The 20,606-nt window shown below is 73.7% G+C and carries 20 protein-coding genes; 14 read left to right on the top strand and 6 right to left on the bottom strand.

The window, feature by feature from the left end; all coding sequences use genetic code 11:
* Nucleotides 1–33: 33 nt before the first annotated feature.
* On the bottom strand, nt 34–1,521 hold the full coding sequence (locus ABTY15_RS01660; RefSeq protein ID WP_350574404.1) for a PP2C family protein-serine/threonine phosphatase: 1,488 nt from the start codon (nt 1,519–1,521) through the stop codon (nt 34–36).
* A gap of 234 nt (nt 1,522–1,755) precedes the next feature.
* Here ABTY15_RS01660 and ABTY15_RS01655 point away from each other — a divergent pair, with 234 nt between their 5' ends.
* Nucleotides 1,756–2,325 carry an O-acetyl-ADP-ribose deacetylase gene (locus tag ABTY15_RS01655; protein ID WP_350574402.1) on the top strand — a complete coding sequence of 190 codons (570 nt, stop codon included), beginning with the start codon at nt 1,756–1,758 and terminating at the stop codon, nt 2,323–2,325.
* 199 nt (nt 2,326–2,524) lie between these two features.
* Here ABTY15_RS01655 and ABTY15_RS01650 read toward each other — a convergent pair whose 3' ends face one another.
* Entirely contained in the window at nt 2,525–3,355 is an 831-nt protein-coding gene (locus ABTY15_RS01650) for a class I SAM-dependent methyltransferase (RefSeq protein WP_350574400.1), read from the bottom strand.
* A 217-nt stretch (nt 3,356–3,572) separates the two neighbouring features.
* On the opposite strand from ABTY15_RS01650, the gene mshA reads away from it, so the two are divergent.
* Together mshA and ABTY15_RS01640 are read left to right on the top strand one after the other, a co-directional pair.
* Entirely contained in the window at nt 3,573–4,946 is a 1,374-nt protein-coding gene (gene mshA / locus ABTY15_RS01645; protein ID WP_502893396.1) for a D-inositol-3-phosphate glycosyltransferase, read from the top strand.
* 120 nt (nt 4,947–5,066) lie between these two features.
* Nucleotides 5,067–5,579, top strand: a complete 513-nt coding sequence (locus ABTY15_RS01640) for a type III secretion system chaperone family protein (RefSeq protein WP_350574398.1) — start codon at nt 5,067–5,069, stop codon at nt 5,577–5,579.
* A gap of 46 nt (nt 5,580–5,625) precedes the next feature.
* On the opposite strand, the gene ABTY15_RS01635 is transcribed toward ABTY15_RS01640, so the two are convergent.
* A complete protein-coding gene (locus ABTY15_RS01635; protein ID WP_350574396.1) occupies nt 5,626–6,957 on the bottom strand; it encodes an MDR family MFS transporter in 1,332 nt (443 codons plus the stop codon).
* 149 nt (nt 6,958–7,106) lie between these two features.
* Here ABTY15_RS01635 and ABTY15_RS01630 point away from each other — a divergent pair, with 149 nt between their 5' ends.
* Together ABTY15_RS01630 and ABTY15_RS01625 are read left to right on the top strand one after the other, a co-directional pair.
* A complete protein-coding gene (locus ABTY15_RS01630; protein ID WP_350574395.1) occupies nt 7,107–7,865 on the top strand; it encodes a phosphoglyceromutase in 759 nt (252 codons plus the stop codon).
* 269 nt (nt 7,866–8,134) lie between these two features.
* A complete protein-coding gene (locus ABTY15_RS01625) occupies nt 8,135–8,725 on the top strand; it encodes a lytic polysaccharide monooxygenase auxiliary activity family 9 protein (protein WP_350574393.1) in 591 nt (196 codons plus the stop codon).
* 82 nt (nt 8,726–8,807) lie between these two features.
* Here ABTY15_RS01625 and ABTY15_RS01620 read toward each other — a convergent pair whose 3' ends face one another.
* Complete coding sequence (locus ABTY15_RS01620; RefSeq protein ID WP_350574391.1) at nt 8,808–8,987, bottom strand: hypothetical protein; 180 nt, start codon at nt 8,985–8,987, stop codon at nt 8,808–8,810.
* Nucleotides 8,988–9,150: 163 nt separating this feature from the next.
* Entirely contained in the window at nt 9,151–9,831 is a 681-nt protein-coding gene (phoU, locus tag ABTY15_RS01615) for a phosphate signaling complex protein PhoU (protein WP_350574389.1), read from the bottom strand.
* 306 nt (nt 9,832–10,137) lie between these two features.
* On the opposite strand from phoU, the gene ABTY15_RS01610 reads away from it, so the two are divergent.
* Nucleotides 10,138–11,550, top strand: a complete 1,413-nt coding sequence (locus ABTY15_RS01610) for a sensor histidine kinase (protein WP_350574387.1) — start codon at nt 10,138–10,140, stop codon at nt 11,548–11,550.
* A gap of 2 nt (nt 11,551–11,552) precedes the next feature.
* A complete protein-coding gene (gene phoP / locus ABTY15_RS01605) occupies nt 11,553–12,248 on the top strand; it encodes a two-component system response regulator PhoP (protein ID WP_030061050.1) in 696 nt (231 codons plus the stop codon).
* A gap of 141 nt (nt 12,249–12,389) precedes the next feature.
* Here phoP and ABTY15_RS01600 read toward each other — a convergent pair whose 3' ends face one another.
* A complete protein-coding gene (locus tag ABTY15_RS01600) occupies nt 12,390–13,061 on the bottom strand; it encodes a DUF461 domain-containing protein (protein ID WP_350574386.1) in 672 nt (223 codons plus the stop codon).
* Between the two features lie 427 nt (nt 13,062–13,488).
* Here ABTY15_RS01600 and ABTY15_RS01595 point away from each other — a divergent pair, with 427 nt between their 5' ends.
* From ABTY15_RS01595 to ABTY15_RS01565, 7 genes are all read left to right on the top strand, one after another.
* The gene (locus tag ABTY15_RS01595; RefSeq protein ID WP_030244332.1) at nt 13,489–13,971 is read left to right on the top strand and encodes a CarD family transcriptional regulator; all 483 of its coding nucleotides are present in this window, start codon (nt 13,489–13,491) and stop codon (nt 13,969–13,971) included.
* Between the two features lie 345 nt (nt 13,972–14,316).
* On the top strand, nt 14,317–15,042 hold the full coding sequence (ispD, locus tag ABTY15_RS01590; RefSeq protein ID WP_350574384.1) for a 2-C-methyl-D-erythritol 4-phosphate cytidylyltransferase: 726 nt from the start codon (nt 14,317–14,319) through the stop codon (nt 15,040–15,042).
* Nucleotides 15,032–15,568: a 2-C-methyl-D-erythritol 2,4-cyclodiphosphate synthase gene (gene ispF, locus ABTY15_RS01585; protein ID WP_350574382.1), complete on the top strand. Its 537-nt coding sequence runs from the start codon at nt 15,032–15,034 to the stop codon at nt 15,566–15,568. Before ispD ends, ispF begins: the two co-directional genes overlap by 11 nt.
* Before the next feature lie 157 nt (nt 15,569–15,725).
* Complete coding sequence (locus ABTY15_RS01580; protein WP_350574380.1) at nt 15,726–16,121, top strand: PPOX class F420-dependent oxidoreductase; 396 nt, start codon at nt 15,726–15,728, stop codon at nt 16,119–16,121.
* A gap of 94 nt (nt 16,122–16,215) precedes the next feature.
* A complete protein-coding gene (gene cysS, locus ABTY15_RS01575; protein ID WP_350574378.1) occupies nt 16,216–17,610 on the top strand; it encodes a cysteine--tRNA ligase in 1,395 nt (464 codons plus the stop codon).
* Nucleotides 17,611–17,746: 136 nt separating this feature from the next.
* Nucleotides 17,747–18,736, top strand: a complete 990-nt coding sequence (gene rlmB, locus ABTY15_RS01570) for a 23S rRNA (guanosine(2251)-2'-O)-methyltransferase RlmB (protein ID WP_350574376.1) — start codon at nt 17,747–17,749, stop codon at nt 18,734–18,736.
* A 168-nt stretch (nt 18,737–18,904) separates the two neighbouring features.
* Complete coding sequence (locus ABTY15_RS01565; protein WP_350574374.1) at nt 18,905–20,587, top strand: DoxX family protein; 1,683 nt, start codon at nt 18,905–18,907, stop codon at nt 20,585–20,587.
* Nucleotides 20,588–20,606 lie beyond the last annotated feature (19 nt).

Here is a 20,606-nt window from a genome sequence, read left to right as displayed (position 1 = left end):
ACGGCGTTCCCGGCTGCTGTTCCCGGCGGGACGTCAGCCGAGGATCAGCTGCACCGGGTTGCGCTCCAGCAGCAGCACCGCGACGTCGTCGGTCAGCGCGCCGCCGTTCAGCTCCTCGACCTCGGCGATGGCGCTGTCGACCAGCCGGCCGCGGGTGAGTCCGGCGGCGAGGTGGTCGCCGACCAGGTCCGCCAGCCCGTCCTGCCCGAGGCGGCGGGAGCCGGCCCCGACCCGGCCTTCGATCAGCCCGTCGGTGTAGAGCAACAGCCGCCAGCCCGGCTGGAGTTCGACGTGGTGGGCGGGCCAGGCGGCCTGTCCGTCGTGGCAGGGCAGCAGGCCGAGCGCGGGCCCGGCGAGGTCGGCGGGCAGGGTGATCGGCTGGTGGTCCCGGCCGAGCAGCAGCGGCGCCGGGTGGCCGGCGAGGTAGAGGTGGGCCTGTTCGCAGCTGCCGAGCGAGTCGAGGTCGCCGCATTCGCCGCCGGGCTCGATGACCAGCATGCAGAGCGTCGCGAAGATCTCGTCGCTGCGGCGTTCGTGCTCCAGCACGTGCTGGAGGGTGGTGAGCAGGGCCTCGCCGGTGAGGCCCGCGAAGACGAGGGTGCGCCACGCTATCCGGAGCGCGACGCCGAGCGCGGCCTCGTCGGGCCCGTGGCCGCAGACGTCGCCGATGACGACGTGGACGGTGCCGTCGGGGGTGCGGACGGCGTCGTAGAAGTCGCCGCCGAGCAGGGCGCGGCGGCGGCCGGGGCGGTAACGGCGGGTGAAGGAGAGGCCGGCGCCGTCGAGCAGCGGGGTGGGCAGCAGGTGGCGCTGGAGGCGGGCGTTCTCCTGGCCGCGCAGTTCCGCCTCGACGAGCCGGCGCTGGGACTCGTCGGCGCGCTTGCGTTCCACGGCGTAGCGCAGGGCGCGGGCCAGCAGCGGGCCGTCCGTCTCGTTCTTGATCAGGAAGTCCTGGGCGCCGGCGGCGACGGCGGCCGCGCCCAGTTCGGCGCCGCCCGCGTCGGTGAGCACGACGACGGCGGTGTGCGGGGCCCGCCGGAGCAGTTCGTGCAGGCCCTCCAGGCCGTCCGAGGAGTCGGAGGGGTGCGGCAGGTCGGCGGGGGCGGCGAGGTCGAGCAGGACGCAGCTGAACTCGCTGCCGCGCGGGCGGCCGCGCCGGGTGACGGGCGGGGCGGGGGCCAGCAGCCCGGTGGCCTGGTCCAGGCCGCGGGCCCAGTGGACCTCGATCGCGGTGCCGCTGTCGGCGACGGCCGCCTTGATGAGCTGGGCGTCGGAGGCGTCGTCCTCGATCACCAGCAGTTTGAGCGGCGCGGCGCCGGGGTCGGCGGCCGATTCACCGGCTGCCGGAACGTTTCGGGCCTGCGACCGGGGGTGAGGTATCGGGGGAGCGGCCGTCACCGCGCCGGCCGTCATCGGACCGGTGGTGGTCGGGTGGTTGCGGGCACGGCCGACGGGGGCGCCGGCGTGGGCGCCCGGCAGGCCAGCGGCACCAGGTGCCCGCCCGTCTCCCGTTGCGGGCATCGGTGGTTCCTCCCTTTCCCCGAGTGCGTAACGGTCGGCGTCCGTCCGCAGTGCCCGCCTGGCACCCTGCGTCGGGGAACTTCTCGCGACCATAACGTGATCTCCGGGGATTTCTCTGGCCGACCGGGCCGTTGTGGCTGGTGCCGTGCCGGCGGCGGTGTGGTGATCGGACTCGGGTGACGGCTCGGACCCCGGCCCGGCGGGTGCCGGGCAGGCCCGGAAAGGGGGCTCGGAATGGTGACGCGGATCACCCTGGTCGAGGGTGACATCACGGAACAGCGGGTGGACGCGGTGGTGAACGCCGCGAACTCCTCTCTGCTGGGCGGCGGCGGGGTGGACGGCGCGATCCACCGCAGGGGCGGGCCGCAGATCCTGGAGGAGTGCCGTCGGCTGCGCGCCTCGCACTGGGGCAAGGGGCTGCCCACCGGGCGCGCGGTGGCGACGACGGCCGGACGGCTGCCGGCCCGGTGGGTGGTGCACACCGTCGGGCCGGTGTTTCTGGCGGAGGAGTACGTGGAGCGGGCGGAGCTGCTGGCCTCCTGCTATCGCGAGTCGCTGCGGGCGGCGGCGGAGCTCGGCGCCCGCACGGTGGCCTTCCCGGCGGTGTCGGCCGGGATCTTCGGCTGGCCGCCGGCGGACGCGGCCCGGATCGCGCTCGGCACCGTCGCCGGGGTGCTGGCCGGCGGCGAGGCGGAGGCGGGCGCGGAGCTGGCGGAGGTGCGGTTCGTGCTGTTCGGGGCGGAGATGTACGGGGTGTTCGAACGGGTGTTGCGGGAGCTGCTCGGGCAGGGGAGTGACGGCTGAGCCGGTGGGGCGAGTACGGGCAGGGCGAGCGTCGGGCGGCGGTGGTGGCGCCGTCGACGGCGTCCATCGTGGCGTGGTGGGGCGTCAACACGCCAGAGGTATTCGATAACTCGTTCGAGTGAATGCGGCGGGTCGCTCACCAGCTCCCGAAAGCCGCAGGCCCGGGCGCCCGCGAGCCGTCGGCCCGAGCACCCGCGCGCTACGGCGCGAGCGCCGACCAGGGCACCGTGACCTCGCCCTGCCGCCACCGGCCGCGTGCGTCCACCAGCGGCCAGCTGCCGGCCAGCGCCGTGCAGGCCGCGACCCAGCGCTGCCGCGCCCCGAACGCCCCGTACGGCGCGGCCGCCGCCCAGGCCCGGTCGAAGTCGGCCAGGAAGGCGTGCACCGGCCGGCCCGGCACGTTGTGGTGGATCAGCGCCTTGGGCAGGCGTTCGGCCAGGTCGGAGGGGAGCCCGAGACCGCCCAGCCGGGCCGCGAAGGTCACCGTCCGGGGCCCCTCCGGGCCGAGCGCGACCCAGACGTGCCGCCGCCCGATCTCGTCGCAGGTCCCCTCGACCAGCAGCCCGTCCGGGGCGAGCCGGGCGCACAGCCGCTCCCACACCCCGGCCACCGCCGACTCCTCGTACTGCCGCAGCACGTTCGCGGCCCGGATCAACTGGGCCGGCGCGCCGCCGTCCAGCGGTACCTCGAAGCCGCCGCGCCGGAAGGTGAGCAGCGGCGGCTCGGCGTACGGCAGCGCGGCCGCGACCCGCTCCGGTTCGATCTCGATCCCCACCACCCGGACGTCCGGCCGCACCGTGCGCAGCCGTCCGGCCAGCTCGACGGCCGTCCAGGGCGCCGCGCCGTACCCGAGGTCGACCGCGACCGGCGGTCGCTCGGCGGTGTACAGCGTGCGGCCGAGGGTGTGCGCGATCCAGCGGTCCATCCGCCGCAGCCGGTTGGTGTTGGTGGTGCCCCGGGTGACCGTCCCCACCGGCCGTCCGGTCCGCCCGCGGGCGGGCGCGGTCGAAGGGTCGAAGGAGGTGGCCATGCCCAGAAGGGTAGCGGGGGAGTCGACGGCACCGCCGTGACCTGCGGCGATGCCGGTTCGACAGGCTCGCGGGCCGGATCGGGAATGCCGGACGCCGCCAAGGTGGTTGGCACACTGGTGGTGATGTGTGCCCGGACGGGTCAGCGCACACCGGACAGCGGGCGGCCCGTACGCGCGGACCGCCGGAGACGGGCAGCACAGAGGAGGCTTCAGCCAGGTGATCCAGCACCCCGTCCGGTCGGTACGCCGTGCCCAGCCGGCCCCACCCGCGCGCGGCCGGCTCCAGTCGCTGGTGTCGGGCCGCCGCCGCCCGCGCCGGATAGCCATGCTCAGCGTCCACACCTCGCCGCTGCACCAGCCCGGCACCGGGGACGCCGGCGGGATGAACGTCTACATCGTGGAGCTGGCCAAGCGCCTCGCCGCGCTCAACATCGAGGTCGAGGTGTTCACCCGGTCGATCTGCTCGGACGACGCCCCCACCGTCGAGCTGGCCCCGGGCGTCCTGGTCCGGCACGTCACCGCCGGGCCCTACGAGGGCCTGCTCAAGGAGGACCTGCCGGCCCAGCTGTGCGCCTTCACCCACGGGGTGCTGCGGACCGAGGCGGGCCACCGCCCCGGCCACTACGACCTGGTGCACTCGCACTACTGGCTCTCCGGGCAGGTCGGCTGGCTGGCCGCGCAGCGTTGGGGGGTGCCGCTGGTGCACACCATGCACACCATGGCGAAGGTCAAGAACGCCGCGCTGGCCGAGGGCGACACGCCCGAGCCCGCGGCCCGGGTGATCGGTGAGACCCAGGTGGTGGAGGCCGCCGACCGGCTGATCGCCAACACCACCGAGGAGGCCGACGAGCTGGCGCGGCACTACGCCGCCCGGCCGGACCAGCTGGCCGTCGTCCACCCCGGGGTCAACCTGGACGTCTTCCGCCCCGGCGGGCCGCAGGCGCGGGCCGCCGCCCGGGCCCGGCTGGGCCTGCCGCAGGACGCCGCGGTGCTGCTCTTCGCCGGGCGCATCCAGCCGCTGAAGGCGCCGGACGTGCTGCTGCGGGCGGTCGCCGAACTGCTGGCGCGCCGCCCCGGGCTGCGCGAGCACCTGGTGGTGCCGGTGGTCGGCGGCCCGTCCGGCACCGGGCTGGCCCGGCCGGAGAGCCTGCACAAGCTCGCCGCCCAGCTGGGCATCGGCGACGTGGTGCGGTTCCACCCGCCGGTCGGCCAGGCCCTGCTCGCGGACTGGTACCGCGCGGCGACGGCCCTGGTGATGCCCTCGTACAGCGAGTCCTTCGGGCTGGTCGCACTGGAGGCGCAGGCCTGCGGCACCCCGGTGGTGGCGGCCGCGGTCGGCGGGCTGCCGGTCGCGGTGCGGGACGGCGAGACCGGCACGCTGGTGAGCGGTCACGACCCGGTGGACTGGTCGCACGCGTTGGAGCCGTACGTCACCGACCCCGGCCTGGTCGGCCGGCGCGGCGAGGCGGCGGCACGGCACGCGGCCGGCTTCGGCTGGGACGCCGCCGCGGCCACCACCGCCGAGGTGTACGCCGGCAGCCTGGCCCGCCCGGCCGGCCGGCTGGCCGTCGCCCGGCGGCGGCTCGCCTGACGGCCGCCGGCCCCGCCGCGCCTGCGGGCCTGCACCCTGCGGGCCTGCTGCGCTGCTGCGGCCCCGCCGTCGGACCGGCTCGGCTGCGCCTCCCCGGTACTGCCGAGTAACGTCACCCCCATGGCAATCCGCACCAAGGACGAGGCCCTGACCCTCCTGCGCACCGCCCTGGACGACGCCGGGGTGGCCTGGGAGCCGGCCGCCACCGACCCGTACACGCTGGTGGCGACCCTCCCGGGCACCCGGAAGCTCAGCACCACCTGCGCACTGCGGGTCGGCGACCACACCCTGTCGGTGAACGCCTTCGTGATCCGCCGCCCGGACGAGAACCACGAGGCCGTCTACCGCTGGCTGCTGGAGCGCAACACCCGGCTGTACGGCGTCGCGTACGCGATCGACCCGCTCGGCGACGTCTACCTCGCCGGTCGGCTGCCGCTGGAGGCGCTCACCCCGGACGCCGTGGACCGGCTGCTCGGCACGGTGCTGGAGAGCGCCGACGAGCCGTTCAACACCCTGCTGGAGCTGGGCTTCGCCTCGGCGATCCGGCGGGAGTGGGAGTGGCGCACCAAGCGCGGGGAGTCCACCCGCAACCTGGCCGCCTTCGCCCACCTGGCCGCGCCGACGGCCGACTGAACGCCCGCCGGCACCTGCCCCTCAGCCGCTCCTCAGCCGCCCGCCCTCAGCCGCCCGTCGAAGCCTTCCCGGCCTCGGCGGGTGCCTCGGCGGGTGCGGTCGGCGTGGCCGCCGACGCCTCGGCGCCCGCCACCACCCTGATGCGCTCGATGCCTGCGGCACCGGTGACCGCGGTCCGCCGCCGCAGCACCGTGAACCCCGTCGCCACGACCGTGCCGAGCGCCCCGCAGGCGCCCCAGAGCAGCCAGCCGCCCTGCCCGAGCAGCACGCCGCCGACGCCCGGGCCGATGAACGAGGCGAGCGACCAGGAGAGCGAGAAGACGCCCTGGTAGCGGCCGCGGGCGTGGGCCGGCGCCAGTTCGGCGACCACGCCCATCATGGTCGGCGTGTGGAAGATCTCGCCGACCGTCCAGACCGCCACGGTGAGCGCGAAGAACCACGCGGACGAGCCGGCCAGCGCGGTCAGCCCGAAGCCCCAGCCGATCAGCAGCGCGGCCGCCGCCAGCATCGCCGTCCGGTCGCGGCCCTCGATCCACCGGGTGACCGGGATCTGGAGCAGCACGATCAGCACCCCGTTCAGGCCGATGACCAGGCCGTACTCGGTGGGGGTGATGCCGGAGCGGCCCATGTCCATCGGGAGCGTGGTGGAGCCCTGCTGGAGGACCACGGCGAGCAGCAGGTTCAGCCCGGTCACCGTCATGAAGCGGCGGTCCCGGAACACCGTGCCGAGACCGACCGCCGGCTCCTCGGCCTGCCGCGCCGGGATGTCCGGCCTGGTCTCGGGGATCCTGATGAAGATCACCACCGCGCAGACCAGCGTGGTGGCGGCGTCCAGCAGGAACAGCGTGAGGTAGCCGTGCACGGCGATCAGCCCGGCGACGGCCGAGGAGAGGCCGAAGCCCAGGTTGACCGCCCAGAAGTTCAGCGAGAAGGCGCGGACCCGGTCCTCGGCCGGGACGATGTCCGCGATGATCGCCGAGGTGGCGGGCCGGGTGGCGTTGTTGCAGAAGCCGACCAGGAAACCGACCACGGCGATCGCCACCTGGCCGTCCGTGAAGCCGAGCACGGCGGTGAACACGGCCGTGCCGAGCTGGGCGAGCAGCAGGGTCGGCCGGCGTCCGACCCGGTCGGTCAGGGTGCCGGCGACGAGCGACGCGGCCGCCGCGCCGAGGCCGAACAGGGAGGCCACCAGGCCCGCGTAGGTGGTGGAGTAGCCCCGGTCGACGGTGAGGTAGAGCGCCAGGAAGGTGACCACGAAGGCACCGAGCCGGTTGATCAGCGTCGAGACCCAGAGCCACCAGAACTGCCGCGGCAGCCCGCCCACCGTCTCCCGCACCACGCTTCGGAACCGGGGACTGGCGAGCACGTGTACGGGCATGTGGGGGCTCCCTGGGCGGGCGTCCGCTGAGCGGTGCGCGGGCGACCGGCCAGCCGACGCCTGTAAGTGTCAGATCGACGCTGCACACATTACACACGGATCCAAGGTCCCCACCAGGGGTTTTTCGGGCCTCCACTAAGCTGGGGCGCATGGCTGACACGACGTACCGACTCATCCTCCTCCGCCACGGCGAGAGCCAGTGGAACCAGAAGAACCTGTTCACCGGTTGGGTCGACGTCGACCTCAACGAGAAGGGCGAGAAGGAGGCCGCCCGCGGTGGCGAGCTCCTGGCCGCCGAGGGCCTGCTCCCCGACGTGGTGCACACCTCGCTGCTGCGCCGCGCGATCCGCACCTCGCAGATCGCTCTGGACAAGGCCGACCGCCACTGGATCCCGGTCAGTCGCAGCTGGCGCCTGAACGAGCGGCACTACGGTGCGCTCCAGGGCAAGGACAAGGCCCAGACCCTGGCCGAGTTCGGCGAGGAGCAGTTCCAGCTGTGGCGCCGCTCCTACGACACCCCGCCGCCGGTGCTGGCCGACGACAACGAGTACTCGCAGGCCGGTGACGCCCGCTACGCCGAGATCCCGAGCGAGCTGCGCCCGCGCACCGAGTGCCTGAAGGACGTCGTCGAGCGGATGCTCCCGTACTGGTACGACGCCATCGTCCCGGACCTCGCCGCCGGCAGGACCGTCCTGGTCACCGCCCACGGCAACAGCCTGCGCGCGCTGGTCAAGCACCTCGACGGCATCTCCGACGCGGACATCGCCGGCCTGAACATCCCGACCGGCATCCCGCTGGTGTACGAGCTGGACGCCGACTTCAAGCCCGTCGCCAACGGCGGCCGCTACCTCGACGCCGAGGCCGCCGCCGCCGCCATCGAGGCGGTCAAGAACCAGGGCAAGAAGTAGGCCCGAAGGCGCTCAGGCCCCGTCGCCCGGTTCGCCGGGGGCGGGGCCTTCGTCGTTCTGCGGATCGGATCAACTCGCCTGTACCGCAGGGGAGTTGCCGCGACTTGCCAGAGTGGTTCAGACCATTGACGGGCCGCTGCGGCGGCTCCTACCGTGAGGGCGTCGGGCCGGCGCAGGCGGGCCGAGGATCCCCCCGTCCGGTCGCCGCGCCCCCACGCGTGCGCCTGCGTCCCCCGCGCACTCTCCATCCACCCCCACGGAGGAGCACCATGCGCACACGCCACATCGTCGGGGCGGCGGTCGCCGCGCTCGCGGTACCGCTCACCTTCGCGCTGCCGGCGCAGTCCCACGGGTACATCTCGACGCCGCCCAGCCGGGCCGCGCTCTGCGGTGCGGACGCCGTCCCGTGGGACTGCGGCGAGATCCAGTGGGAGCCGCAGAGCGTCGAGGGGCCGAAGGGGTTCCCGAAGGCCGGGCCCGCCGACGGCACCATCTGCGCCGGCGGCAACGAGCGCTTCGCCGAGCTGGACGACCCGCACGGCGGCGCTTGGCCGACCACCTCGGTGACCGCGGGCCAACAGCTCACCTTCACCTGGAGGTTCACCGCCCGGCACGCCACCACGAGCTTCAAGTACTACCTGACCAAGCCGGGTTACGACGCCACCCAGCCGGTCACCCGGGCCAACCTGGAGCTGACGCCGTTCCTGACCGTCCCCTACAACGGCCGCCAGGTGCCGAGCACCGTCAGCCACACCGCGACCGTCCCGAGCGGGCGGACCGGGCACCAGGTGGTCGTCTCGGTCTGGGAGATCGCCGACACCGGCAACGCCTTCTACTCCTGCACCGACGTCCGGTTCTGACGGTTCCGGCGGTTCCGGCGGGTTCACACCGCCGCCGTCGTCGGCGGCCCGACTCGGGGGCCGCCGACGACGGCGGTTCGACTCAGTGACCGCCGCAGCAGCCGCCGTCGGCGCCGCCGCACTGGCAGGGCGCGCCGGACTGGCAGCCGCAGCCGCAACCCGGGCCGCAGCCGCACCCGGCGGCGAGGACGGGCAGCAGCTTCGGGGCGGGCGGCGCGACGGTGTCGTGTGCCGGTGTCGGTCGGGTCGGGTTGGCGTTCATCGTGCTGAACCCTCCTTGTGACGGGCACACTTCGGTGCCTACGGCTTCGAGTGAAACCGCCGATCGGAGGGAGCGTCAACAGGCGCGCAGTGGTGGGGTGTACGGAACGCCGTGCGCCCCCACCACCCGTGCCGGAGGTTTACTCACCCCTCGGGGTGAGCCCTCACTCCGCCGCCGCGGCCTCCGAGGCGGCGACGAACTCGGCCACGTGCTCACCGGTCACCAGGTAGACGACACGCTTGGCGACCGACACCGCGTGGTCCGCGAAGCGCTCGTAGTAGCGGCCGACCAGGGTGAGGTCGACGGCGGTCTCGATGCCGTGGTGCCAGCGGTCGTCGATCAGGTGCGACAGCAGCTCGCGGTGGAGCGTGTCGATCGCGTCGTCGTCCTGCTCCATCTCCAGGGCCTTGTCGACGTCCTTGGTGGCGATCACCAGGCCGGCCTTGGCCACCAGGCGCTGCGCGAGCTGGCCCATCTCCAGGACGGTGGAGTGCAGGTCGCTCGGGACGGCCGAGTCGGGGTAGCGCATCCGGGCGACCTTGGCGACGTGCCGGGCGAGGTCGCCGCAGCGCTCCAGGTCGGCGCTCATCCGCAGCGAGGTGACCACGATGCGCAGGTCGGTGGCGACCGGCTGCTGGCGGGCCAGCAGGTCGATGGCACGGTTCTCCAGCTCGTGGTGGAGCTCGTTGATCCTCTCGTCGGCGGAGATCACGTTCTCCGCCAGCGCGAGGTCCGCGTCGAGGAGGGCGGTGGTCGCCCGGCCCAGGGCCGAGCCGACCAGCCGGGCCATTTCGACCAGGCTGTCGCCGATCGCATCGAGTTCCTCGTGGTACGCGTCGCGCATGCTCTCTCCTCAGAAGCTGTGTCGGTGGCGGTGCCGACCGGTCTGCCCGTCCGACCATCGGTTCGGCGTACGGGTGACCGCTGCTGGTGGCGCGAATGGTACGCGCGCACCCCGGGCGGCGGCTGCGGTTCGGCGCGCCGCCCACTCCCACACGGGCTGCCCGGCCAACTCTGTGCCGTCCGGGCGACCACGCACGACCCGTGCGGTGAATCGGCAGCTACGTGAAGGTGAATTCTCGGCAACGCGTGGCCGATGCCTTGATCCAGCCCTTGGGGAGTGGCCAGGCCGTGCGCTTACGCTGGCCACATGGACGTGAACGTGGCCGCCGCCGCTGCCTGCGCCATAGCCGGGCTCGGCGTCGGCCTCACGGCCTCCATCGCCTTCCGCTGGAGCGAGCGCGAGCAGGCCAGAGGCAGGTACAGCGGCACCAGCAGCAGGAACCACCGGCAGCAGGCCCTGGGCACGGGCGCCCAGGAGCCCCCGCTGCCGCCGGGGGTCGACACCGTGCTCTCCGTGCTGCGCTCCTGCGCGATCGTGCTGGGCGAGGGCGACGAGGTGGTCAAGGCCAGCTCGGCGGCGTACGCGATGGGCCTGGTGCGCGGCGGCGCGGTCGCCGTCGACCCGATGCTCTCGCTGGCCCGTGCCACCCGCCGGGACGGCGAGATCCGCCAGGTCGAGCTGGAGGTGCCCCGACCCGGCGCGGCCCGCGCCGCCGAGCCGCTCGCGGTCTCGGTCCGGGTCGCCCCGCTGGGTTCCCGGCTGGTGCTGGTGCTGGTCGAGGACCAGACCGAGCGCCGCCGGGTCGAGGCGGTCCGCCGGGACTTCGTGGCCAACGTCAGCCACGAGCTCAAGACCCCGGTCGGCGCCCTGTCGCTGCTCTCCGAGGCGGTCGCCGACGCGGCCGACGACCCGGAGGCGGTGCAGCGCTTCGCCGGCCGGATGCAGATCGAGGCGACCCGGCTGGCCAGCCTGGTCCAGGAGATCATCGACCTCTCCCGGGTCCAGGACGACCGGCTGATGGTCGACCCGGAGCCGGTGGCGGTGGACGAGCTGATCGCCGAGGCGATCGACCGCTGCCGCCAGCAGGCCGCCGCCAAGCAGATCCTGATCGCCGCCGGCGGCATCGCCGGCCTCTACCTGCACGGCAACCGCGGTCAGCTCGCGGCCGCGCTCGGCAACCTGGTCGAGAACGCCGTCAACTACAGCCCGCCGCGCACCCGGGTGGCCATCGCCACCCGCCGGATCTCCAGCGCCGCGGCGCTCGGCGAGGCGGACGGCGAGCTGATCGAGATCTCGGTCACCGACCAGGGCATCGGCATCTCCGAGAAGGACCGCGAGCGGGTCTTCGAACGCTTCTACCGGGTCGACCCGGCCCGCTCCCGGATGACCGGCGGGACCGGCCTCGGCCTCTCCATCGTCAAGCACGTCGCCGCCTCGCACGGCGGCACGGTCTCGGTGTGGAGCGTCGAGGGCCAGGGCTCGACCTTCACCCTGCGGCTGCCCGCCGGGCAGGCGCCCGAGGCCGACGACTACGACGAGGCCGACGACCTCGACGGGGTGGCGGACGCCGCCACCGCGCCGGACCGTCCCACCGCGTCACCCCGGACCCGCACCACGGACCGCCCGACCGGCCCGCACCGCGCGGACCGTTCGCTCCCCGCCGGGGAGCGGGAAGTACCCCTGTCAGACACAACCCCCCAGCTTGCCCCGGAGGCCTGATCGTGACCCGAGTACTGGTGGTCGAGGACGAGGAGTCGTTCAGCGACGCCCTCTCGTACATGCTCCGCAAGGAGGGCTTCGAGGTGGCCGTCGCCGCCACCGGCCCCGACGCACTGGAGCAGTTCGAACGGAACGGCGCCGACCTCGTCCTGCTCGACCTGATGCTGCCCGGCCTGCCGGGTACCGAGGTCTGCCGCCAGCTCCGGGTGCGCTCCAACGTGCCGGTGATCATGGTCACCGCCAAGGACAGCGAGATCGACAAGGTGGTCGGTCTGGAGATAGGTGCCGACGACTACGTCACCAAGCCGTACTCCACCCGGGAGCTGGTCGCCCGGATCCGCGCGGTGCTGCGGCGCCGGGGCGAGGACGGCGGCGCCGGGGAGAACGGCGGCGGCCCGGGCGCCCTGGAGGCGGGCCCGGTGCGGATGGACGTCGACCGGCACGTGGTGACGGTGGACGGCGCCAAGGTCGACCTGCCGCTGAAGGAGTTCGACCTGCTGGAGATGCTGCTGCGCAACGCGGGCCGGGTGCTCACCCGGATGCAGCTGATCGACCGGGTCTGGGGCGCGGACTACGTCGGCGACACCAAGACGCTGGACGTCCACGTGAAGCGCCTGCGGGCGAAGATCGAGCCGGACCCGGGCGCCCCGCGCTACCTGGTCACGGTCCGTGGCCTGGGCTACAAGTTCGAGCCGTAAACCCGGAGCCCCGCAGCCGCACAGTCCCGGAGCCCCGCAGCGGGACGGACGCGGAAGGCCCCCGCCGGCAGTCGCCGGAGGGGGCCTTCGCGTTGCCGGTGGCGGTCCCGGGCGGGGCCGCCACCGGCGGGGTGTCCCGCGTCAGTGGGTCGCGGCGGCGGACGGCGTGGTGCCCGCCGGGGTGGCCGCACCGGTGGCCGGGGCGGCCGGGGTGGTGGCGCCGGCGGCGGGGGTGGCCGGAGCGGTCGCCGGGGCGGTGGCGGCCGGGGAGCCGCTCTTGGACGGCGTGGCCGGGGCCACGGTCGGCCCGAAGCCCTTGTACAGCGCCTTGTCCGGGCTGACGGCGGCCTTGGTCTCCGCCTTCTGGCCGTCCTTGAAGGTGAAGGTGGTGTTGACGAAGCCGCCGATGTAGACGGTGGCCGAGGCGACCTTGGCGGACGGGTTGCCGTCGCCGCCGAGCAGCACGGAGCCGCCGGCCGGGATGACGACGGAGGACATCGGGGCGCCGGCGGCGTCCGCGAAGGTGGCGGTGGCACCGCCGCCGACGGTGACGGACTGCAGCTCGGCCGGGGTGGTCCCGCTGTTCGCGATGTTGACGGTCACGTTGACGGGGCCGGTGTACGCGCCGGAAGTCCCCTCCGCGGTGACGACCACGATGTTGTTCAGTCGGAGGTTCGTCCCGACCGTCGCCGCCGCGTTGTCCGGCTTGATCTGCAGGGTGTCGGGCTCGTTGCCGGCGGCGCAGGACGTCAGCGAGGCGATGGCGATGGCGGCGATGGCGGCGATGCTGCCGCGTCGAAGGCTGCGGCTCACGGCGGCGGCTTCTCCTAGGTCACGTGTCGGTAGGTCAGGTCTCAGATTATCGACCTCACTTATGCGCTCCTCACGGGGTGGTCCCCGTGTCGCACTCCCGGGTCCGTCGGGCCGTCCGTCCGGCCGCACGCCTGGCGTGCTCAGGTCACTTCGAGGCCAAGCTTCGACCAAGATCGAATAACGATGCGGATACGGCCCGATAAACGGTGAAAACTCAAGATCCAATCACGGTTTCGGGGGTGTTGCGCAAGGTTTCGTCGAGCACCCGAACCGCCTCCGACCTGCGGGAAGCCCCTCTCGAACACCGGTCGCAGCACGTCATGGGGGTCCTTGTCAAGCCCCGAGACCCGCCCTGACCTGCGAAAACGCCCTTCGGGTGCGCCGAAAAGCGTGTTATTCTGGAAAGCCACGGAAGGGGTCCTGTCACATGACGTTCAAGGTTGGCGACACGGTGGTCTACCCCCATCACGGGGCCGCGCTGATCGAGGCCATCGAAATTCGCCAGATCAAAGGTGTGGACAAGACCTACCTGGTGCTCAAGGTGCAGCAGGGAGACCTGACGCTCCGCGTGCCCGCCGAGAACGCGGAGTTCGTCGGCGTGCGCGATGTAGTCGGCCAGGAGGGTCTGGACCGGGTCTTCGAGGTGCTGCGCGCACCGTACACCGAAGAGCCGACCAACTGGTCCCGTCGCTACAAGGCGAACCTGGAGAAGCTCGCCTCGGGCGACGTTATCAAGGTCGCCGAGGTTGTGCGCGACCTCTGGCGTCGCGAGCGCGAGCGCGGCCTGTCGGCCGGCGAGAAGCGCATGCTCGCCAAGGCGCGCCAGATCCTCGTCAGCGAGCTCGCGCTGGCGGAGAACACCAACGAGGACAAGGCGGAGACGCTGCTCGACGAGGTGCTCGCCTCGTAGTGCAGTCGGGCTGCCGCCCACCGCTCACAGCGCCCGGTGCCGGCGCGCCGCTCCCAGGACGACACGTCCGGGGGTGGTGCAGTGGCACTTCGGGCGCTGAGGCGTGTCCGGACGACGCCTCGTGCCCGAGCCGGTCCAGACCTGTGGAACAGGCCGGTCCAGGCCGGTGGAACAGCTGGTCCGGGCCCGCAAGACCGTTTCTGCGGATCCGTCGATCCGCGGAACGCACGGGCCGGGGACGGTGGTTCTTCGGAAGGGGTCCGCGGGCCCGTCGTGCACGCCATGGCCATACCCACTTCGCCGAAGGAGTGAAACCTGAACGCGTCAGCAGCAGTCGCAGCAGCAGTGGTGCCCGCCGCCGGACGCGGTGAGCGGCTGGGGCCCGGCGCCCCGAAGGCCCTGCGGGAACTGGGCGGGGTGCCGCTCCTGGTGCACGCCGTCCGGGCGCTGGCCCGCAGCCGGGCGGTCGGCCTGGTCGTGGTCGCCGCGCCCGCCGACGGGGTGGCCGAGGTGGTCGCCCTGCTGGACAGCCACGGGCTGGACGACAAGGACATCCGCGTGGTGGCCGGCGGCGCGACCCGCCAGGAGTCGGTCCGGCTCGGCCTCGCCGCGATCCCGGACGAGGTGGAGATCGTCCTGGTGCACGACGCGGCCCGCCCGCTCGTCCCGGTCGAGGTGGTGGACGCGGTCGCGGCCGCCGTTCGGGCCGGGGCCGAGGCGGTGGTGCCCGGGGTGCCGCTGGCCGACACCGTGAAGCGGGTCGAACCCACCGCGGGCCAGCCGGAGCCGGTGCTCGACACGCCCGACCGCTCCACCCTGCGCGCGGTGCAGACCCCGCAGGGCTTCCGCCGGAGCACCCTGGTCGAGGTGCACGCCAAGGCGCTGGCCGAGGAGGCCGGGGGCGCCGGGGACGCGCCGGCGGTCACCGACGACGCCGGCCTGGTGGAGCACTACGGCGGCCAGGTCGTCGTGGTGCCCGGCCACGAAGAGGCGTTCAAGGTCACCCGTCCGTTGGACCTCGTGCTCGCCGAGGCCGTTCTCGCCCGCCGGAGGGCCTCCGATGCCTACTGATCAGCCGCTGCGCACCGATTCGCAGACCCCCACCGATCCGCGGACCCCGGTGATCCCCCGGGTGGGGATCGGTACCGACGTGCACGCCTTCGAGGCCGGCCGCCCGCTCTGGGTGGCCGGGCTGGAGTGGCCGGACGCCGAGGTCGGGCTCTCCGGGCACTCGGACGCCGACGTGGCCGCGCACGCCGCCTGCGACGCGCTGTTCTCGGCCGCCGGGATCGGCGACCTGGGCGCGCACTTCGGCACCGACCGGCCGGAGTGGGCCGGGGCGTCCGGAGTGAAGCTGCTCGGCGAGGCGGCCCGGCTGGTGCGTGCGGCGGGCTTCGAGATCGGCAACGTCTCGGTGCAGGTGATCGGCGTCCGGCCGAAGATCGGCAAGCGGCGGGCGGAGGCGCAGGCCGCCCTGTCGGCCGCGGCCGGCGCGCCGGTCTCGGTCTCCGGCACCACCACCGACGGCCTGGGCCTGACCGGCCGGGCCGAGGGACTGGCCGCGATCGCCACCGCCCTGGTGTACGAACGGCGTTGACCCCGGTCGCCGCAACCGGACCGAAAGGGGCGGGAATAACCGGTCGCTGACGAGTGTTCAACAGCGCTTGCGGGGGCCCGGGTCGATAGTGTTCGGCGCGGGCCCGCGCGGGGGTCGTCCTCTCGGGTCCGTACCGCCGATGAGATGAGGTAATCCGATGAACGCCCAACTCTCCGACCGTGCGAAGGCGTTGATCGACGGCAAGAGCTTCGCCGTGGTCTCCACGATCCAGCCCGACGGCAGCCCGCAGTCCTCGGTGGTCTGGCTCAGGCGGGACGGCGACGACCTCCTGTTCTCCACCGTCCAGGGGCGCCGCAAGCACCTCAACCTGGTGAAGGACCCGCGCGTCTCGATCCTCGTCAACCCGCCGGAGAGCCCGTACGAGTACCTGGAGGCGCGCGGTTCGGTCACCATGACCACCGAGGGCGGCCGGGAGCTGATCGACGAGTTGGCCGCCAAGTACCGCGGCGTCGACAAGTACACCTGGGACGGCCCGGACGACGTCCGCGTGGTGGTGCGGCTCAGCCCGCGCAAGGTGGTCGGCAACATCTGACGAGCACCCGCGGACCGGCGTTCCCCGGGGATGCGGCCCGTCTTTCCCCGGGAATGTCGCGGGGCACCCCCCGCTGCCCGATACGCTTGACGCTGTGAGCATTCGTCTGTACGACACCAGCACCCGCCAGGTACGCGACTTCGTCCCGCTTGTACCGGGCTGTGTCTCGATCTACCTGTGCGGCGCTACCGTCCAGTCGGCGCCACACATCGGGCACATCCGGTCCGGGCTCAACTTCGACATCATGCAGCGGTGGTTCGCCTACCGCGGCTACCAGGTGGCCTTCGTCCGCAACGTCACCGACATCGACGACAAGATCATCGCCAAGGAGCGCGAGCTCGGCACGCCGTGGTGGCAGATCGCCTACGCGAACGAGCGCGCCTTCAACGACGGTTACGACGCGCTCGGCTGCCTGCCGCCCACCGTCGAGCCGCGGGCCACCGGGCACGTGCCCGAGATGATCGAGATGATGCGGGGGCTCATCGAGAAGGGCCACGCCTACGCGGCCGAGGGGAACGTCTACTTCGACGTGAAGTCGTACCCCGAGTACCTGGAGCTCTCCAACCAGAAGCTGGAGGACCTGCGCCAGCCGAGCAGCGAGGGCGAGACCGGCAAGCGGGACCACCGCGACTTCGCGATGTGGAAGACCGCCAAGCCGGGCGAGCCGAGCTGGGACACCCCGTGGGGCCGCGGCCGCCCGGGCTGGCACCTGGAGTGCTCGGCGATGGCCCACAAGTACCTGGGCAAGGCCTTCGACATCCACGGCGGCGGGCTGGACCTGATCTTCCCGCACCACGAGAACGAGATCGCCCAGTCCAAGGCCTACGGCGACGACTTCGCCGCCTTCTGGGTGCACAACGCCTGGGTCACCATGGCCGGCGAGAAGATGAGCAAGTCGCTGGGCAACTCGGTGCTGGTCTCCGAGATGGTCCAGCGCTGGCGGCCGATCGTGCTCCGCTACTACCTGGGCTCCCCGCACTACCGCTCGATGATCGAGTACAGCGAGGAGTCGCTGCGCGAGGCCGAGGCCGGCTTCGGCCGGATCGAGGGCTTCGTCCAGCGCGCCGTCGAGCGCTGCGGCACGGTCGACGCGGCGCCCGAGGTGCCGCCGGCCTTCGCCGAGGCGATGGACGACGACTTCGGCGTGCCGCAGGCGTTGGCCGTCGTGCACACCGCCGTCCGCCAGGGCAACAGCGCCCTGAACGCGGACGACAAGGAGACCGTGGTGGCGCGACTGGCCGAGGTCCGTGCGATGCTCGGTGTACTGGGACTCGACCCGCTCGACCCGCAGTGGGCCGGGACGGAGCGCGGTGACGACCTGCACGGCGTGGTCGACTCGCTGGTCCGTCTGGTCCTGGACCAGCGGCAGGCGGCGCGCGAGCGCAAGGACTTCGCCACCGCGGATGCCATCCGCGACCAGCTCGGCCTGGCCGGGCTGGCCATCGAGGACACCCCGTCCGGCCCGCGCTGGACGATCAACAGCCAGTAACCCCATCTGACGATCGGGGTGAGGGTGGGCCGTACCGGACCGGTGCGGCCCTCCCGCATGACGTAGCGCATGCCGCCGGCCGCCGCCGGACAGAAACGGGGCGGCCGGGCATGCCGGACAGACAGGAAGTACAGCCATGGCCGGCAACAGCCAGCGCAGGAACCGCCGCAACCCCGGATCGAAGAAGGGTGCGTCTGTCGGTACCGGCGGGCACAGCCGGAAGGCGCTCCAGGGCAAGGGCCCGACCCCGCCCGGGGAGGAGCGCAAGGGCCACCCGAAGCAGCGCGCCGCCAACGCCGCGATCAAGCGCGAGCGGGACGCCAAGGCCCGCGCCGGCATGCGCCGCGCCGGCGCCGGTCGTGGCGGCCGCGGTGGCGCGGGCAGCGCCGAGCTGGTCTTCGGCCGCAACTCGGTGGTCGAGGCCCTGCAGGGCGACGTGCCGGCCAACGCGCTGTACGTCCAGCAGTTCATCGACACCGACGACCGGGTCCGCGACGCCTTCCAGGCCGCCAACGACCGCGGCATCCCGCTGATGGAGGCCCCGCGCCCGCAGCTGGACCAGATGACTGGAGGGCTCAACCACCAGGGCCTGGTGCTCCAGGTGCCGCCGTACGAGTACGCGCACCCGGACGACCTGCTGGTGGAGGCCTCCGACGCCGGCCAGGACGCGCTGATCATCGCGCTGGACGGCGTCACCGACTCGCGCAACCTCGGCGCCGTGGTCCGCTCCGCCGCCGCCTTCGGCGCGCACGGCGTGGTCATCCCCGAGCGCCGCGCGGCCGGTATGACCGCCGGTGCCTGGAAGACCTCCTCGGGTGCCGCCGCCCGGCTGCCCGTCGCCCGGGCCACCAACCTGACCCGCACGCTGGAGGCGTACCAGAAGGCCGGCCTGATGGTGGTCGGCCTGGCCGCCGACGGTGAGGCCGAGCTCGGCGACCTGGAGCTGCTGACCGGCCCGGTCGTGATCGTCGCGGGCAGCGAGGGCAAGGGCCTGTCCCGGCTGGTCTCGGAGACCTGCGACATGCGGGTCCGGATCCCGATGTCGGGCCTGACCGAGTCGCTGAACGCCGGCGTCGCGGCGGGCATCGTGCTGTACGAGGCGGCGCGGCTGCGGGCCAAGCGCTGAGCACAGCCGGCCTCCCGTCCGCAGGAGATCTTCTGAATTCTCCGCAGTCCGGGTGAAAAGCGATCGGGCCCGACCGGGCCCGATCGCTTTTCACCTGATCACTTCAAGGACGCGCCGGACATCCACCCGGGAGAGTGTCCTAAGAGCCCGTCACCCGGTTAGACGGGCGTGGACACCAGAACACCTCGGCGCCCCCTGTTCGGCGGCGGCAGCACCGGGATAGACGCGGGCCCGGGCCTCGACACCGTCAAGGTGCCGTCGGACCCCGCGCGCCTCAGCAGCACCCAGGCGAGCTTCCGGCTCCGGCTCGGCGCCCCGGTGGCGCCGCTGATCGAGGCCCCGGCCGGACTGCTGTCCACCGGCGCCGCGTTCGGCGACCCGTACGCCAACCAGGGCCTGATCCGTCGTCCGCTGGTCACCCCGCAGGTCGTCGTGCCCGCCTCCGCCGTCCCGGCGCTCGCCGGGGCCGGCGGCGGCGCGCCGCGCCGCAAGGGCCGCGTCACCGCCGTCACCTGGACCGGCCAGGCGCCCCCCGGGGACCTGGCGGCCACCCAGCTGCTGGAGGCCGTCCGGCTCAGCGGGGGCGGTGGCGCCGACGGCCTCGGGCCGGCCGAGGCCGACACCCAGGTGATCCCGTCCTACCAGGGCGCCCGGACGGTGCCGCGCCAGCCCCGCGAGGGCGCCGGCACCGCCACCGACGCGGGCGTCGGCCCGGTCGGCGCGCCGCAGGGCTGGACCCCGAGCGGCGAACTGCCCGAGGTCTCCGCCACGGCCGCCGAGGGCAGGCAGCCCTGGTACCCCGGCCGCCGGGTCGACCTCGGCCTGGTGCTGCTGCCGCTGCGCGCCGTGCTCGGCTCGCTGTCCGTCTACGCCGGGTTCAGCAAGCTCTGCGACCCGGTGTACTTCGACGGCGGCGAGCGCGGCTCGATGATGCGCTGGCTCGCCTCGCTGCACCCCTGGAAGGTCGCCGAACCGCTGCTGGCCTTCGCCATGGCGCACCCGGTCGGCGCCGGCCTGGTGGTGTCGTTCACCGAGATCGTGGTCGGCGTGCTGACCATCCTGGGCCTCTGGCAGCGGCTCGCGGCCGGGGCGGCGATGGTCCTCTCCGCCGCGCTGCTGTTCACCGTCAGCTGGCGGGCCGTCCCGGTCTACGACACGCCCGACCTGATCTTCCTGGCGGCCTGGAGCCCGCTGCTGATCGCCGGGGCGCCGTTCGCCTCGCTCGACGGGCGGCTCAGCCTGGAGGCCTGGCGCCGGTACGGCCCGGACGCGCCCGCGGCCCAGCGCCGCCGGGTGCTGCGCCGGGGCGCCGTCGTCACCACGGTCGTGGTCGGCCTGACCCTGCTGCTGGGCTCGATGCTCGGCGCGGCCGTGCGCACCGGCTCCCGGCCGCACCAGGCGCCGGCCCGGCCGGCCACCGACTACGGCACCCCGGTCTGGCCGTCCGGCGCGCCGTCCGTCCCCGCGGCCGGCCAGGGCCCGTCCACCTCGCCCTCGCCCGCCGCCCCCCGCCCGACCACTCCGACGCCGACCCCGACCACCCCGTCCTCCTCCGCCCCGGCCGGTCGGTCGGGCAGCCCCACGCCGAGCGGCAAGGGACACTCCACCAAGCCGGAGGGCGGCCCGAGTTCGGCCCCCACCCCGGCTGCGCCGTCCGCCGCCCCGCCGGCCGGCTCCTCGCCCGCCCAGCGCAGTTCCCCCGCGCCCGGCGGCACCGGGACGGCACCGAAGCCCGCCCCGAGCACGGCGCCCGGCTCCGGCCTGCTCGGCGGGGTGCTGGGCAGCGGCCCGCTGGCCGACCTGTCGGGGGGCGGTCGCTCCTCCCGTCCGGGGTCGGCGACGTCCACCTGACGGGGGCGGCAGTACCGGT

This window comes from Kitasatospora sp. NPDC097643, assembly GCF_040302625.1.
In the GTDB taxonomy this organism is placed as follows: Bacteria; Actinomycetota; Actinomycetes; order Streptomycetales; family Streptomycetaceae; genus Kitasatospora.
The sequence above is the reverse complement of the archived record's forward strand: the minus strand, read 5'-3'. Positions and strand labels throughout refer to the sequence as shown.